General features: G+C 66.8%; 24 protein-coding genes. 19 read left to right on the forward strand and 5 right to left on the reverse strand.

What is annotated here, in order from left to right:
- Positions 1 to 3: 3 nt before the first annotated feature.
- From MZV50_RS06920 to MZV50_RS06930, 3 genes are read right to left on the reverse strand one after another with little or no spacing between them, the layout of a single operon-like run.
- Positions 4 to 405 (reverse strand): hypothetical protein, encoded by a 402-nt coding sequence (locus tag MZV50_RS06920; RefSeq protein WP_252633672.1) that lies wholly within the window; start codon positions 403 to 405, stop codon positions 4 to 6.
- Positions 402 to 854, reverse strand: coding sequence for a hypothetical protein (locus MZV50_RS06925; RefSeq protein WP_252633673.1), 453 nt, complete (start codon positions 852 to 854; stop codon positions 402 to 404). The genes MZV50_RS06920 and MZV50_RS06925 overlap by 4 nt, the downstream gene beginning before the upstream one ends.
- The gene (locus MZV50_RS06930) at positions 851 to 1,450 is read right to left on the reverse strand and encodes a hypothetical protein (protein WP_252633674.1); all 600 of its coding nucleotides are present in this window, start codon (positions 1,448 to 1,450) and stop codon (positions 851 to 853) included. The genes MZV50_RS06925 and MZV50_RS06930 overlap by 4 nt, the downstream gene beginning before the upstream one ends.
- Before the next feature lie 150 nt (positions 1,451 to 1,600).
- Between MZV50_RS06930 and MZV50_RS06935 the strand changes: the two genes are divergently transcribed.
- A complete protein-coding gene (locus tag MZV50_RS06935; protein WP_252633675.1) occupies positions 1,601 to 1,837 on the forward strand; it encodes a hypothetical protein in 237 nt (78 codons plus the stop codon).
- Between the two features lie 117 nt (positions 1,838 to 1,954).
- A complete protein-coding gene (locus MZV50_RS06940) occupies positions 1,955 to 2,203 on the forward strand; it encodes a hypothetical protein (RefSeq protein ID WP_252633676.1) in 249 nt (82 codons plus the stop codon).
- A gap of 16 nt (positions 2,204 to 2,219) precedes the next feature.
- Here MZV50_RS06940 and MZV50_RS06945 read toward each other — a convergent pair whose 3' ends face one another.
- Positions 2,220 to 2,426 carry a hypothetical protein gene (locus MZV50_RS06945; protein ID WP_252633677.1) on the reverse strand — a complete coding sequence of 69 codons (207 nt, stop codon included), beginning with the start codon at positions 2,424 to 2,426 and terminating at the stop codon, positions 2,220 to 2,222.
- Positions 2,427 to 2,438: 12 nt separating this feature from the next.
- Between MZV50_RS06945 and MZV50_RS06950 the strand changes: the two genes are divergently transcribed.
- Positions 2,439 to 3,206, forward strand: coding sequence for a LexA family protein (locus MZV50_RS06950; RefSeq protein WP_252633678.1), 768 nt, complete (start codon positions 2,439 to 2,441; stop codon positions 3,204 to 3,206).
- Here the strand turns inward: MZV50_RS06950 and MZV50_RS06955 are convergent.
- On the reverse strand, positions 3,203 to 3,841 hold the full coding sequence (locus tag MZV50_RS06955; protein ID WP_252633679.1) for a hypothetical protein: 639 nt from the start codon (positions 3,839 to 3,841) through the stop codon (positions 3,203 to 3,205). The genes MZV50_RS06950 and MZV50_RS06955 overlap by 4 nt on opposite strands.
- A 160-nt stretch (positions 3,842 to 4,001) precedes the next feature.
- Here MZV50_RS06955 and MZV50_RS06960 point away from each other — a divergent pair, with 160 nt between their 5' ends.
- The 16 genes from MZV50_RS06960 (at position 4,002) to MZV50_RS07030 (ending at position 12,217) form a co-directional block, all read left to right on the forward strand.
- On the forward strand, positions 4,002 to 4,391 hold the full coding sequence (locus tag MZV50_RS06960; RefSeq protein WP_252633680.1) for a hypothetical protein: 390 nt from the start codon (positions 4,002 to 4,004) through the stop codon (positions 4,389 to 4,391).
- Entirely contained in the window at positions 4,388 to 4,612 is a 225-nt protein-coding gene (locus MZV50_RS06965; protein WP_252633681.1) for a hypothetical protein, read from the forward strand. Before MZV50_RS06960 ends, MZV50_RS06965 begins: the two co-directional genes overlap by 4 nt.
- On the forward strand, positions 4,609 to 4,941 hold the full coding sequence (locus MZV50_RS06970) for an acyl carrier protein (RefSeq protein WP_252633682.1): 333 nt from the start codon (positions 4,609 to 4,611) through the stop codon (positions 4,939 to 4,941). Before MZV50_RS06965 ends, MZV50_RS06970 begins: the two co-directional genes overlap by 4 nt.
- Entirely contained in the window at positions 4,938 to 5,321 is a 384-nt protein-coding gene (locus MZV50_RS06975; protein WP_252633683.1) for a hypothetical protein, read from the forward strand. Before MZV50_RS06970 ends, MZV50_RS06975 begins: the two co-directional genes overlap by 4 nt.
- A complete protein-coding gene (locus MZV50_RS06980; protein ID WP_252633684.1) occupies positions 5,318 to 5,506 on the forward strand; it encodes a hypothetical protein in 189 nt (62 codons plus the stop codon). Before MZV50_RS06975 ends, MZV50_RS06980 begins: the two co-directional genes overlap by 4 nt.
- A gap of 12 nt (positions 5,507 to 5,518) precedes the next feature.
- On the forward strand, positions 5,519 to 7,747 hold the full coding sequence (locus tag MZV50_RS06985; RefSeq protein WP_252633685.1) for a ParB/RepB/Spo0J family partition protein: 2,229 nt from the start codon (positions 5,519 to 5,521) through the stop codon (positions 7,745 to 7,747).
- Positions 7,744 to 7,869: a hypothetical protein gene (locus tag MZV50_RS26465; RefSeq protein ID WP_289781904.1), complete on the forward strand. Its 126-nt coding sequence runs from the start codon at positions 7,744 to 7,746 to the stop codon at positions 7,867 to 7,869. Before MZV50_RS06985 ends, MZV50_RS26465 begins: the two co-directional genes overlap by 4 nt.
- A gap of 11 nt (positions 7,870 to 7,880) precedes the next feature.
- Complete coding sequence (locus tag MZV50_RS06990; protein ID WP_252633686.1) at positions 7,881 to 8,126, forward strand: hypothetical protein; 246 nt, start codon at positions 7,881 to 7,883, stop codon at positions 8,124 to 8,126.
- Between the two features lie 123 nt (positions 8,127 to 8,249).
- The gene (locus tag MZV50_RS06995) at positions 8,250 to 9,251 is read left to right on the forward strand and encodes a 3'-5' exoribonuclease domain-containing protein (protein ID WP_252633687.1); all 1,002 of its coding nucleotides are present in this window, start codon (positions 8,250 to 8,252) and stop codon (positions 9,249 to 9,251) included.
- Positions 9,248 to 9,895 carry a hypothetical protein gene (locus MZV50_RS07000; protein ID WP_252633688.1) on the forward strand — a complete coding sequence of 216 codons (648 nt, stop codon included), beginning with the start codon at positions 9,248 to 9,250 and terminating at the stop codon, positions 9,893 to 9,895. Before MZV50_RS06995 ends, MZV50_RS07000 begins: the two co-directional genes overlap by 4 nt.
- A gap of 3 nt (positions 9,896 to 9,898) precedes the next feature.
- On the forward strand, positions 9,899 to 10,099 hold the full coding sequence (locus MZV50_RS07005; protein ID WP_252633689.1) for a hypothetical protein: 201 nt from the start codon (positions 9,899 to 9,901) through the stop codon (positions 10,097 to 10,099).
- On the forward strand, positions 10,096 to 10,653 hold the full coding sequence (locus MZV50_RS07010; RefSeq protein ID WP_252633690.1) for a hypothetical protein: 558 nt from the start codon (positions 10,096 to 10,098) through the stop codon (positions 10,651 to 10,653). The genes MZV50_RS07005 and MZV50_RS07010 overlap by 4 nt, the downstream gene beginning before the upstream one ends.
- On the forward strand, positions 10,650 to 10,787 hold the full coding sequence (locus tag MZV50_RS07015) for a hypothetical protein (RefSeq protein WP_252633691.1): 138 nt from the start codon (positions 10,650 to 10,652) through the stop codon (positions 10,785 to 10,787). The genes MZV50_RS07010 and MZV50_RS07015 overlap by 4 nt, the downstream gene beginning before the upstream one ends.
- Positions 10,784 to 11,242: a hypothetical protein gene (locus MZV50_RS07020; RefSeq protein ID WP_252633692.1), complete on the forward strand. Its 459-nt coding sequence runs from the start codon at positions 10,784 to 10,786 to the stop codon at positions 11,240 to 11,242. The genes MZV50_RS07015 and MZV50_RS07020 overlap by 4 nt, the downstream gene beginning before the upstream one ends.
- Positions 11,235 to 11,669, forward strand: a complete 435-nt coding sequence (locus MZV50_RS07025; protein WP_252633693.1) for an ASCH domain-containing protein — start codon at positions 11,235 to 11,237, stop codon at positions 11,667 to 11,669. The genes MZV50_RS07020 and MZV50_RS07025 overlap by 8 nt, the downstream gene beginning before the upstream one ends.
- Positions 11,669 to 12,217, forward strand: coding sequence for a hypothetical protein (locus MZV50_RS07030; protein ID WP_252633694.1), 549 nt, complete (start codon positions 11,669 to 11,671; stop codon positions 12,215 to 12,217). The genes MZV50_RS07025 and MZV50_RS07030 overlap by 1 nt, the downstream gene beginning before the upstream one ends.
- Positions 12,218 to 12,219: the final 2 nt, after the last annotated feature.

A 12,219-nucleotide genomic window follows, 5' to 3' on the forward strand; every position in this document is an offset into this window, starting at 1 on the left:
GGCTTAATCCTCCAAGCCCATGCGGGCCCGGCTGGCGATGGCCAGCTCGGCGCCCTGTTCGATCAGGAATTCCTTCAGCACGCGGACGTCGGCCCGCAGGCCGTCCGCGAACGCCGTTCGCATGGCCGCGCCGGCGGCGACGTACAGGTGCATGCGGTCCAGGAACGACTTGGCCCAGCGGGCCCGCGTGTCGCCCTTCGGCACGGGAAAGCTGTCGCCGCTCAGGCCCTTCAGACTGTGCGACAGGTCCCACAGCGGCTCGCCCGAAGGCGCGGCCACGGCCGGCTCGGCGAAGGCCAGCATGGCCAGCCACGCCGCGCGGGGCGTGCGTCGCTCGCCGCCGGACATCGCCGGCTTTGGCCGATAGGAGGAGCCGCCGTAGGGGCGGCTGCCGCGATAGCTCATGCCTCGCCTCCATCATCCAGATGCTTGGCCGCCTCGTTGAAAGCGTCGGCCGCCTCCAGGCACTCGCGATGCGCCAGCCGGCGCCGGCGCGGGTCGGACGGGTTCTGGATGACGGCGACCAGCGCCGCGCCACCCTCGCCACCCTCCTTCAGGGCCGACTGCGTGATCGCCACGATCTTCTCGATGTCGGCGGACGGTCGGGCGGACTGATCCAGGAACTTGGCATAGGCCGCGTGGATCGGCGCTTCCCGTCCGGTCGCTGCGACAAAGGCCGCGTCCAGGCGCATGGCCGCCGCGATCGGCGGCGTCTGGCGCGAGCGGTCATTCGACCAATTGCGGACCGTGCCCTCGCTGACCTGCGCGATGTCGGCGCAAGTGTCCCAGCCCAGCTCGGCGACAATCTTGGTGATGGCGGCGCCGACGCCGCCGGGGTGACGTTCCAGGGTCATGCGCGCCTCCGCGACACGGCCGCGCCCCCGGCGGCGACCAGGTCGCCCGCCCGTTCCAGCGTGCGGTACAGCCAGCGATGCAGGCGCGCCCACCAGGGCCGCCGGACCGTCGTCGCGAACGCCGTTCGCGGCGCATCTGGACGACCGCTTGAGAAAATCGCCACACGATTGCGATGGGACCCAGATCGGGTAAGCGCTAGAAGCTGGGCCGGTTCAGGCGAGAGGGCGCACGAATGACGTTCGAGGAAATGACCAAGGCCCGGTTTGAAGGCTTGGCCAACGTGGTCGCCTTCATGCTGGCCGATCACCTCAAAAGCCGATCGGACCGGGAGATCGAGATCATTCGCGATCTGATCGCCACGCCCCATGCGCCGCTCGCCGAGGCGGAGGTTGACCCCGAAGCGAGCGCCAGGCAGGAGCGGCGACAAGTAATGCGCGACACCAGCGACCTGATTGTCGATCGCGCGCTCGACTTCCTCGGCCGCCGACGATGAGCCGTCGCCTGACAGGATCAAGAGCACCAGGCGCGAGCGCAGCGGGCAAGCTTCGTCGCGGAACACGGCGGGCCATTCGCCGCCCAGTTCATAGGCGCTCATGCGCGCCTCCACGGTCCGTTGGAGAAGCCGCGACCTCGCCGAACAGTGGTCCCGCCGTGGCGCGTCAACCGGGGCTCGACGGCGATGTGTCGCGTATCCGAGACGGGCGTTTTAACTGTGTCGCCAATGGCCACGCTGTATGGGTGTCGGATGACCGACACCTCCGACTTGCCGCACCCGCCCGACCCGATGAAGGCCCTGACGATCGTCACATCGGCGCTGGCCAGCACCCTTTCCAAGACCGAACACCACCTGCTGGAGGTGTTCATGGTCAACTTGCAGGTCGTCGCCAACGAGGTCAGCGAGGATGGCGGGGAGGACGATCCAACCCTGAAATGGGTTGCAAACGTGTCGGCGCAGTTGCTTCGGTCGTATTCTACCACTTGACCGTGAGCGGGGTGCGTGCAGCAATCACAACCTCTGGGGGGGGCGATGCTGCGATCAAGGATAGACGTTGCCGCCGTGTTGAATGGCGGCGAACCACGCATCGAACGACGCAGGGCCATGATCGACTTGCGCCCCGCCAGGCCCGAGCAGACACGCCGCCTCTCGACCCGGCACAGTCGGGCCGTGGCCCTGGCGGACGCGGCGATGATCATCGGTCTGGGCGACAGTCCGCGCGCCAGGCGCCGTTGCGCCATCACAGTGCAGGGGGCGCTGGACGTGCTGGACGAGGCCGCGCCAACCAGCGCGGCGGCTGTCGACGCCGTCAGCGTGATCCTTGCGCGGTGCGGCGACTGCCGGCGCTGCTGATCGCTACACCCGGCGATCACTGGGTAAACTCCGCAGCCGCCTTCTCGAGCTCGACGAGCTTTTCCTCGGCGACCGCGAGCGTACGAACGCCGATGTCCCGGCCATCCGCCAGGAAATCCAGCTTCTTGCCGTCGTTGAAGATCAGGGTGCTGACGCGCGACCGGCTGATCCCTCGGCGGGATGCGACGGCGTCACAGCGCTGGATGAACGTCTCGATGACCATGGAGGCCATTGGATGCGGGTAATTACCCCCGTCGTCAAGGCCCAATTACCCGCGTTCGCCGCTGGTAGCTGTTGCGGCAATGTGCGGGCAATGACCCGCGACCTTTTGTCCCGTATCGAGGCGCGCTTAGTCGCGACCGGAAAGACCGCTGAGAAGGCGTCTAAGGATGCAGATCTCGGACGTGAGTTCGTGCGCACGATTAAGCGCCGACCAGACACCGTGCCACGCGCCGACAACCTGTTGGCGTTGGCCCGCTCCCTTCATACCAGCGTCGAATATTTGCTTGCCGCGACCGATGATCCGACGCCGATTGAGGAGATGAAGGGCGCGGTGGAGCAACCAAAAATGCCTATCCTCTTCACGGCAGCGGCAGGGCCGTGGCTCGAAATTGATCAAGCCGCCCAAGCTCCGCTCGGTTGGGCCGAGGTCGCTCCGGACGCGCGCTTTCCGTACGATCAATGGCTCGAGCGCGTGGCGGGAGACTCGTTCGATCGAAAAATTCCCGACGGGGCGCTTGTCCAGGTCGCCGACGCCAAGGCGATGGGCTACGCGCCAAGGAACGGCGACATTGTGATCGCTGTCCGCACCCGTGCTCAAGGCTCGCTAATGGAGAGGACGCTAAAGCAGGTTGAGGTGACGCCAACTGGCCAGGTTGAGCTTTGGCCGCGGAGCCACAACCCCGCCTATTCCAGCCCAATCGCACTGGGCCACGAGGGTAGCGACGACGTCACGGTCGAAATCGCCGCGCTCGTGTTGAGAGCACATCTGGACGCGGTTTAGCCGCCGAGCATTTCTGCGCAGAAGGCGCCACCTCGGTCAGCGTTGTCGGGTTTAGCGCACCAGGCCTCGACTATTCTTCGGCCGGCTCCGCTGGAAACCCCACCCTCGTGAACAATGTTCAGTAGGTCGCTGCCATACAGGCCATCGTAGTTCGCCGCCTTCATGTCGTCGGCGCGCAAGGCAAAGCTCATCACCTTCTCCCGGCGGTCATTTCCAAGTCGGTCGACAACGTCTGTATCGACAAGGAAATCGACAGATTTGACCGTCGCTGGCAGATCCTTGCTTCTCGCCTTGATTATCTTGCCTTCGCTACGGACGGCGTCCGCCGCATGGTCAAGGAAGCTGGCCTCACTGGCGGTGCCCGCCGGAAGATAGAGGCGCACGGTCACCGTGACATCCCGGATCTCGACCTTATCGACAAGACGGACCTCGGCCAGCTCATCTTGCAGGGACTTTGGCGGCTCGCTCGAAGGCGGAGAATGGGTTGAGAGATAATCCGCACAACCGTTGCAGCCGACGAGAGCAACGAGCGCAAACAGCAGGACTGCGCCGCAGCCCAAGAGGTTCGTCTTCAGGTCGCGCTTCGGCGCAAGCGTTTCATCATTCCCCATTTCCGCCCCCGGCAGGTTCTTCAAGGCGATCCTAGGCCAGCTTCAGCAGAAGCATACGCGGGTAATTACCCTCATTGCCTCTTGACGGGGGTAATTGCCCGCATCTATGGTCCCAGTCACCCGCACCGGACGAGCAAGCACGCAGGGTGTTTGTCCAGGACCAGAGAGGCGCTGAGAACCCTCATTGGCCCCCGTCGCTCCGGTGCGGTTCGGGGTTCAGATGCCAGCCATCGACACGCCGCCGCCCGAGCGAACCTCGGCGCAGGTGATCGACTTTCAGGCCGTCCGCCTTCGGGCCGGCCTCGATCCGGCGCCGCTGCGCGCCTTCGCGGTCGTCCAGCCGGACCTGCTGAGCCCCCAGGAGCGCTGGGCGCTGGAGGCGGTCGTCGACCACTTCGCCCGCCGCGACATCGCCATGCCCCAGCACGCGATCGACGCAGCCTGGGATCCTCGCCTCGGAAGGTTCGACCTGCCCAAGGCCATCGCCGAGGCAGTCGGTGACAAGCCGATCGTCCTGCCGTTGCCCGCCGGTCGTGTGACGCCGTTCGCTCGCCTGTTCGGAGGAGCGCTGTGAGGGACTTCGACTTCGACCTCGACCGCATCCGGATCCGCCGCCAGATCGCGTTCATGCACAGGCTCGCGGTCGCCTGGATCGCCGTCTGCGCGACCGGCGTCCTCGCGGTGATCGCCATCCTGATCTTTGCGGCCTTTAAGGCCTCCACGGCTAGTCCGGAGGAGATGGCCGCCAAAGCCGGTCGCGTCGCGGCGGCCTTTGAGAAGGCCCGCGACCAATGACCATCGATACCGACATGGCCGCCATGCACGCCGACCTCGACGCCGAGACCGCGAACGCCGTTCGCGAGAAGTGCGCGGCGAGGGTGCGTAAGATCGTGCTCGAGGTGCTGAACATTCCCGCCTCGGATCGCAAGCGCGGGCTTCCCGACAGCGCCGGCCTGCACATCGAATGGGGCGCGGACAGCCTGGACCTGATCGACATCACCATGTCGGTCGAGGACGAGTTCGACATCAGCATCCCCGACGCCGAGGCCGATCTGATCGACAGCATCGACGCCATCGTCGATCGCGTGCTGAAGGGCCCCGCGCCCAAGGGGGCGCTGTCGTGACCGCCCTGAAGCGCCAGGCGAACCTTCAGGCGACGACCGCCTACGTTCAGCCGCCGACCCTGGCCATCGAGCCGCACAAGCGGAACGTCGTGTTTCACCTGACGCCGTGGGCGCCGGGCTGCGAGATGTCGCTACCCAGTGACCGAACCCGCTGCTTCGAGGTGTTCAACCGCCGGCCGGGCCAGGCGATGGACGCGCTATGCAGGCGCCTCGAGGTAGGCCCCCGGGCCATCGCGCTGACCGGCCTGGAGGACGGCTCGGTGTCGGTGCACCCGATCGACCAGCCGCGCGATCCCTGGGCCTTCATCTGGCGGGGCCTGACCTTCGCCGAAGCCCGCACCGCCCTCGACAAGCTGATCGAACTGGAGACCCGCCGATGACCCTTCGCCCCGGCATGAGCGCCCGCGTCGTCAACGTCGACGGCATCCGCCTGCCCGGCAAGGGCAAGGTCCCGTTCGTCGTCGGCGACCTGGTCAAGATCAACAAGCTGACCCGCGACGGAAAGCAGGCCCAAACCTCTGCCCATCCCGGCTGGTTCGCCGCCTTCCGCTTCGAACCCCTCTAGGAGCCACACCCTTTGTCAGCCCTGACCCTCCTGGCGTTTCAGAACGCCACCCTTCTTCGCGCCTTTCGCACCGAGACCCGCAACGGCGGTCAGGTCATCCACGCCCTCAAGGATCTGGGCGACATGCTGGAGCGAGACCCCAGCAACGTGCGCAAGTCGCTGAACGCCGTGGCGGAAGACGGCCTGCTGATCATCGACAACCCCAACCCTGTGGCGGGCCGCCTGACGGCGGCGGGCGAGGCGGCCCTGGCCGCGCTGGAGCAGGCGGAAGATGGATATCTCGGCGGCAGCTCGGCGCTCCCCGACGGCTTCGTCGCCGTGCGCCATGACCAGATCGGCCAGGATCCGGACAACGCGCGCAAGACGTCCGGCCTGTCGCCCGAAGCCATCCAGGACATGGCCGACAGCCTGGTCGACAAGGGCATGCTGCAGCAGCCCGAGCTGCGCAAGAACCCTGACTATCCCGCCTGGGAGCCAGAATACCTGCTGACCATGGGCGAGCGCCGTTGGCGCGGGTGGGGGCTGAACATCGAGCGCGGCGACTGGCCGGCCGACAAGCTGATCGTCTGCAAGCTGGAGAACCGCGGCGAGGTCGAGCGCCTGGAGGCGGGCCTGGTCGAGAACCTGCAGCGCGCCGACATCTCCAACCTGGAGATGGCCGAAGGCTTCTTGATCCTGCACGAGCGCCACGGCCGAACGTCCCAGGACATCGCCAAGACGGTCGGCAAGACCTCGCGCTTCGTGCAGATCGCCATCAAGGTGGCGCGCGAGGCCTCCGCCGAAGACAAGGCCCGCTACGTCGAGAGCGAGCGCGCCTACGCCGAGGGCAAGGCCCAGAACATTCCCGGCACCAAGCGCCTGTTCACTTGGGAAACCCTGCGCGACACGGTCAAGACCGCCCGCTACGTCACCATGCTGGAGAAGCGCTCGCGCCTGACCCTGATGGTCGCCGAGCTGGCGATGAAGGTCGACGCCGATCCTGACGCGGTCGAGGTCTACGAGGTCGGCTACGATGGCGTCACCGCCAAGGCCTCACTGATCTCCACCCCGCCCGGCGGCGGCCATTGGGGCGAAGCCCAGGACCTGGGCGTCGCTGTCGACTACCGAGAGGACGGCAAGATCTACGGCGGCGTCACCGCCGTGGCCCGCGAATGGCTGAAGGACGCCGGCTTCGACAAGGATCCTCGCGCCTGGACCAAGGCCCTGGCGGTCGAGGTCCTGACGCCCATGCCCGTCAAGCTGGCCGAGGAAGCAGGGATCTGGAACACCCAGTTCCTCAACCCGCCCAAGCCCGCCCCGGCTCCTCCGCCCCCGCCAGCGCCCGCTGAACCCACGCCGCCCGCCCGTGACAGCTTCGCTGAGGCGATCCGCCAGGTGAACGAGCCGCCCGAGGACCAGGTCAGCCTGCACAAGCCCGCCGCGATGGGCCTGACCGAGAACCTGACGGACCAGCCCGCCATCCAGGCGGCCATAGGCGGCGCGTCGTCCCCGGAGCCGGTCCGCGACGAAAGCCAGCTGTCGCCCGACCTGTTCGTCGCCTTGGTTGAGACGGGCCACAAGATCACCCACCATGGGATCGACACGCGTGGCGGCGTCCTTCGCGGCTGCCGTGTCGGCAACTATTTCTCGGGTCCCGACGCCAAGCTGGCCAGCGCCCTGATCCAGAAGCGCTACATCGCCTTCGTCCAGGCCCCCAGCGGCAACGAGCTGCTGGCCAGCCTGACCCAGGCCGGCTGGGACTACATCGACGGCTCGATCGACGACGCGGTTCTGGAGCTGCACCAGTTCGAGAACCTCGGGCAGGACACGCTGAACAGCCTGCACGCCTCGGGCCGCAAGTACCTGACCGACTGGCTTCAGGATCCGGTGAAGGTCGAGCGCGTGACGCCCACGGCCGCACCGGCGCCAACTCAGGCCTTCGAGGCCCCCGCCGGGGAAGCCTTCGGCGGCGGCGGAGAACTCGGCGCTTCATTCGACGACGACTTCAACGAGATCGATCAGGTCGGCGTGGGCGCGACGCTCTCTCGCGACGAAGTCGACGGCTACATCCGCCAGTGCGCGGCGTACCTCCTGGTTTTCGCCCGGCCTGAAGACGCGATCCACAGCCACGCCGCTTTCGGAACAGCCATGGAAGCCGAAGAGGTCGCCGAGATCCTGAAGGCGTCCGGGCAGTACGACACCGTCGACATTTACGACGGCGGCCCAGGCGGCGCGCTGCTTAGCACGTGGTCCGCGCAGTGAGCGCGGCCCGCGCCCACGGCTGGTCGATCGCCCTGACCATCACCGCCATCAGCGGCCTGGCCTTCCACGCCGCCTGGACCCTCTCCATCCACCTGCTGGCCAGCCCGGCCGGCCACCCCTGATCGGAGCCCTGATGACCGAGATCCGCGCCAAGACCCTGGACGACGTCCGGGCCTACCACCTGGCCGAAGCCGAGCGCTATCTCGCGATCGGCGCCAACTGGCGACAGTCCGCCGAGCGCGAGGCCACACGCGCCGACGGCCGCGCGAACGGCGTTCGCCGCGAAGACTTCGAGGCCTGCCCCCGCGTGGCCGTGGCCATCGCCAGCGAGCACGCCGAGATGGCCGGGCTCTGCTTCCCCCAGCAGCAGGCCCCCTAATGCGCTGGCCGCGCGCCCTCGGCTGGAGCGTCGCCACGCTGCTGGCCGTGGCCGCGTGGATCGCCCTGCTCGAACTCCAACGCATCACCTTCGGCCCGCGCGGCTGAGAACCTGGAGATCCCCATGGCCGACATCATGCTCGACCTCGAAACCCTCGGCACCGCGCCGGGCTGCGTCATCCGCTCCATCGGCGCGGTCCACTTCGACCCGACCGACGACGTCATCCGTGAGCAGCTGTACGTCATCATCGACCGCGCTTCGTGCGAGGCCGCCGGCCTGACCGTCGACGCCCAGACCGAGCAGTGGTGGAACGATCAGAGCCCCGAAGCCCGCGCCGAGTTCGACGGCAAGGGCGTCACCCTGGCGACCGCCCTGGACCTGTTCGACGACTTCTATCGCGCGCACGCGCCGGTCGATCTCAAGACCGATCGGCTGTGGTGCAATGGCCCCAGCTTCGACGAGAGCATCCTGGCCGCCGCCTACCGCGCACTCGGCCGCAAAACGCCGTGGCGCTACAACGCCGCCCGCGATTGCCGAACCATCTACGACCTCAACGGCCTCAAGCTGCAGCACACCGTCGGCGTCTTCCATAAGGCCGACGATGACGCGGCGGAACAGGCGCGGCTGGTGCAGCACGCCTACCGGCTGATGTTCGGCGGCTGGGGAACCGGAGATCTGTCCGAGGCCGAGCGCTTCGACATGTCCGAAATCCTCGGTGGGATCCGGCGCGCCTATCAGCCGTCGCGCCGCAAGGCCGACGTGATCAACGAGACGATCACCCAACTAAGCGTGGCCAACGCCGCCATGCTCGGCGGCTTCCGCAACGCCATCCTTTCGCACGCGATCATCGCAGCGGGCGACATCAACCCGCCCGACGGCGAGACCTGGGACGCCCAGCTGGTCAGGGAAATCAGCCTGCGCATGGTGGCCACCGACCTGGTCAGCTCCGCCAGCTTCTTGGTCCACGTCATCCGGAACCTCGCTGGAGAACCCTTCGATCCAGCAGCGTTCGCCCTGGCCGCCTACGCAATCGCCCAGACGCAGGACAGCGAATGGCAGTCCTGCGAGACCGCACACGCCGACGATGACGCGACGGTCGAAGTCAGCTTGGAGGCGGCCCAATGAACGTCGTTCAACCCTGGGTCCAAGACCTTTCGCTCATGCAGCAGAGCGTGCTGCTGTCGGCCATTCGTGGCCCCGACGGATCGCCCAAGTACGGCAAGACCAAGCTGCTGGTTCGCTGGTTCCGGCGCTGCGTCTTGTTGGGCTCGTTCGAGCGCGCCGCCTTCGCCTCGCCGCACCAGCTGGGCGGCGGCTCCTTCACCGGCCCCAGCATCAGCTACAACGATATAGGCCTCCACTTCGAGAAGCAGCGTTGGGAGAGGTTCGAGGCCGAGCACGGCAGGAACTTGGATCTCTGGGTCGGAAAGCACCACGTCGATCTGGAAAAGCTCAGCGCAGCCGAACTAATCGACCTGTTCGATCGCGAGGATGGCGACTGGACGCCGTACATGGACCGCATCGTCGGCCAGTATCTGCGCGAGCTTGACGCCCTTCCGCACCACTTCCAGCTCCACCTCATGCACGCCGCCGAGATCCTCGGCTACAAGCATCCGGACCCGCGCACGCGCACCTGGTGGAACAAGACCTACCTGCGCCTCGTCCACGACATGCACCTTTGGCCCGAGACCGAAGACCAGCTTGACGCCCGCCTCGGCGACACCCGCGACGGCTGGCTGGCGCGCAACGATATCGCGACGGTGGATTAGGCCATGGGCAAGCGGATCATCATCGGCCTCCCAGGATACCTGACCGCCGCGGCGATGCTGGCTGCGGCCTCGTGCACCGACGGCATGTTCGTAAAGCCCGCCGACCTCGGCGGCTCAGTCATGCCGAAGCTGCCGCGCAGGGCGCCGGACCCGGCCATCGTCAACCGCAGAGGCAAGCTGCAGAAGTCGCGGGGCCGGCTATGAGCGGCGGCGTCCCCATCCCCGGCGTTGAAGGCTATGTCACGCCACGCCTCAGCTGGCCGCGCGAGGCTACGCCGACGACGCTTGAGCCCCGCTGGGCGGGCGAGTTCGTCAGCTTCGACGACTGGGTGAACTTCGCCACGAACCGCCTGGCCGGCACGGTCGATCCGCTAATGGGCGGACAGGTTGGGTCGGTCTGCGTCGATGCCTTTGGCCGTCGCTGCACCATGGGCGGCCACTTCCAGCGCGCCCGCGACGAAGGCGCATTTCCGGTGCGCTATTTCTTCGACTGCGCGCCCGCCCCGCCGAGGGAGCACAAGCCGTCGTCCGATGTCACAATCGGCCTGATCATGGCCGCCACTATCGTCATGCAAGGGCACGGCGAAGATACGATCGCCAGCGAGATCCTGACGGCCGCCGGCATCACCTCGACGTCCGCCGCGATCATGGCCGGCGCGGATCCGTACGACCTTGAAGCGCTGAAGTCGGTTTTCGCCGAGCTGGAGCGCAAGGAAGCCTTGGAGGCCGCGACCGCCGTTCGCGCGACCGCGCCATGACCCGGCTCGACCGCACCGCCATCGCTGTCTGGGCGACCATCATCCTGGCGGCGATCGCCGCAGGCGGAATGACCGCCGTGATCGGGATGCACAACCAGGTCAGCGCCGCATCAGATCGGGGAGGTCAGCCATGACGCCCGAAATCGACGCCGCAACTCGCGACGACATGCACCACGCCCTCGGCCGTCCAACCGACGAGCGGGTCGAACCCTACCGCAACCGGTTCGTCTGCGGCGCTGGCGGCAAGACCGCCCAGCGCTTCGAGGCGAGCGGCATGTGGACCTTGGAGGTGCTGATCAACGGCGGCCGCGAGGCCATCTATGGCGTCACCGACGAAGGCGTCGCGCTAGTCATGGCGGAGGTTCGGGCCGCGCGCCTGGCCAAGTTGGAGGACGAGCGGGCGGCCGGCATCCGGGATTGGACCGTTGAGCTTCGCTTCGGCTCGGAGCGGTTCACGTCGACCGTCCGCGCTAAGAGCCGCTCGGGCGCCCGATATCAGCTCTACCTCAAGCTCGCCGACGCCGGCTGGTACCACAGCTACCCCGATTTCATGAAGGCAAGCGTCAGCGCACGGGTCGCCCATGCCTGACCAACTTCCCACCGTCGCCCTGTCGATCCTCCAGCCCTGGGCGTGGCTGATCGTCAACGGCTACAAGGACATCGAAAACCGCAAGTGGCGCACCCACCGTCGCGGCCCGATTCTGATCCACACCGGCAAGGGCATTGACCAGGACGCGCATGCCGACATGCTCCGCGGCGTCCACCCCTGCTATGACTTGGGACACCTGCCCGCCGATGTACACGAGGCGTACCGGCAAACGTGGGAGGCGGGCCTAATCCGCCGTGGCGGCATTGTCGGACAGGCCACCATCACCGGCTGCGAGACCCAACATAGAAGCTGGTGGTTCTGCGGCCCGTTCGGCTTCACACTGACCGACGCCCTGCCGCTGCCATTCATGCCGCTGAGCGGCGCGAGAGGGTTCTTCCCGGCGACTTACACTCACGAGGCTGCGTGATGCCTCCCCGGATCGCGCCGCACCACATCCCAGGAACGCCTGAACATCAGTTGTCCAGCGCGCTCGATCGGGAAGTCCTCTACACACCCAAGCAACCGTGGCCGGACGAAGCTTACGTTCAGTGGGGCAATGGCATCATCCCAGCCAATCCGTTCTTTGAAGCATTTGTCGCGGATACCTTCCTGCGCGGCGATGCCGACACCATCGACGCCGCCGAGGAGAAGGCATTCGCCAAGTATCAGCGGTTCGTCGGGTGCGAACACGTCTGGAGCCGCACCAGTCGCAAGCGCGGCACCTATACGAACGGCGCCGGTTGGTGCGTGAAGTGCGATAGCTTCAAGAGCCGCGAATTCCCGCCGGTCGTAACCTTGGGATCAAAGCGGAAGCCGATCAGCAAGTCCGAGCTATTCCTGATCGAAGACGTCGACCCCGAGCTCGATGCGATCATGGACGCGAAGTACCCGCATGAGATCGCCCGCCGCCGCCAGGACAAGCGCGAGCTGACGATCCGCCGCCGCATCTTCGGCATCAGCGGGAACTACTTCTAATG

The sequence above is a fragment of the Caulobacter segnis genome (assembly GCF_023935105.1).
Classification (GTDB): Bacteria; Pseudomonadota; Alphaproteobacteria; order Caulobacterales; family Caulobacteraceae; genus Caulobacter; species Caulobacter segnis_B.

Excerpts from the sequence above, each read along its gene's own strand:
- MZV50_RS06950 (WP_252633678.1), top strand. The coding sequence starts at position 2,439 with ATGCGGGTAATTACCCCCGTCGTCAAGGCCCAATTACCCGCGTTCGCC.
- MZV50_RS07000 (WP_252633688.1), top strand. The coding sequence starts at position 9,248 with ATGAACGTCGTTCAACCCTGGGTCCAAGACCTTTCGCTCATGCAGCAG.
- MZV50_RS07010 (WP_252633690.1), top strand. The coding sequence starts at position 10,096 with ATGAGCGGCGGCGTCCCCATCCCCGGCGTTGAAGGCTATGTCACGCCA.
- MZV50_RS06995 (WP_252633687.1), top strand. The coding sequence starts at position 8,250 with ATGGCCGACATCATGCTCGACCTCGAAACCCTCGGCACCGCGCCGGGC.
- MZV50_RS06940 (WP_252633676.1), top strand. The coding sequence starts at position 1,955 with ATGATCGACTTGCGCCCCGCCAGGCCCGAGCAGACACGCCGCCTCTCG.
- MZV50_RS07025 (WP_252633693.1), top strand. The coding sequence starts at position 11,235 with ATGCCTGACCAACTTCCCACCGTCGCCCTGTCGATCCTCCAGCCCTGG.
- MZV50_RS06930 (WP_252633674.1), bottom strand. The coding sequence starts at position 1,450 with ATGAGCGCCTATGAACTGGGCGGCGAATGGCCCGCCGTGTTCCGCGAC.
- MZV50_RS06990 (WP_252633686.1), top strand. The coding sequence starts at position 7,881 with ATGACCGAGATCCGCGCCAAGACCCTGGACGACGTCCGGGCCTACCAC.
- MZV50_RS06970 (WP_252633682.1), top strand. The coding sequence starts at position 4,609 with ATGACCATCGATACCGACATGGCCGCCATGCACGCCGACCTCGACGCC.
- MZV50_RS07030 (WP_252633694.1), top strand. The coding sequence starts at position 11,669 with ATGCCTCCCCGGATCGCGCCGCACCACATCCCAGGAACGCCTGAACAT.
- MZV50_RS06925 (WP_252633673.1), bottom strand. The coding sequence starts at position 854 with ATGACCCTGGAACGTCACCCCGGCGGCGTCGGCGCCGCCATCACCAAG.
- MZV50_RS06945 (WP_252633677.1), bottom strand. The coding sequence starts at position 2,426 with ATGGTCATCGAGACGTTCATCCAGCGCTGTGACGCCGTCGCATCCCGC.
- MZV50_RS06935 (WP_252633675.1), top strand. The coding sequence starts at position 1,601 with ATGACCGACACCTCCGACTTGCCGCACCCGCCCGACCCGATGAAGGCC.
- MZV50_RS07015 (WP_252633691.1), top strand. The coding sequence starts at position 10,650 with ATGACCCGGCTCGACCGCACCGCCATCGCTGTCTGGGCGACCATCATC.
- MZV50_RS06980 (WP_252633684.1), top strand. The coding sequence starts at position 5,318 with ATGACCCTTCGCCCCGGCATGAGCGCCCGCGTCGTCAACGTCGACGGC.
- MZV50_RS07020 (WP_252633692.1), top strand. The coding sequence starts at position 10,784 with ATGACGCCCGAAATCGACGCCGCAACTCGCGACGACATGCACCACGCC.
- MZV50_RS06920 (WP_252633672.1), bottom strand. The coding sequence starts at position 405 with ATGAGCTATCGCGGCAGCCGCCCCTACGGCGGCTCCTCCTATCGGCCA.
- MZV50_RS07005 (WP_252633689.1), top strand. The coding sequence starts at position 9,899 with ATGGGCAAGCGGATCATCATCGGCCTCCCAGGATACCTGACCGCCGCG.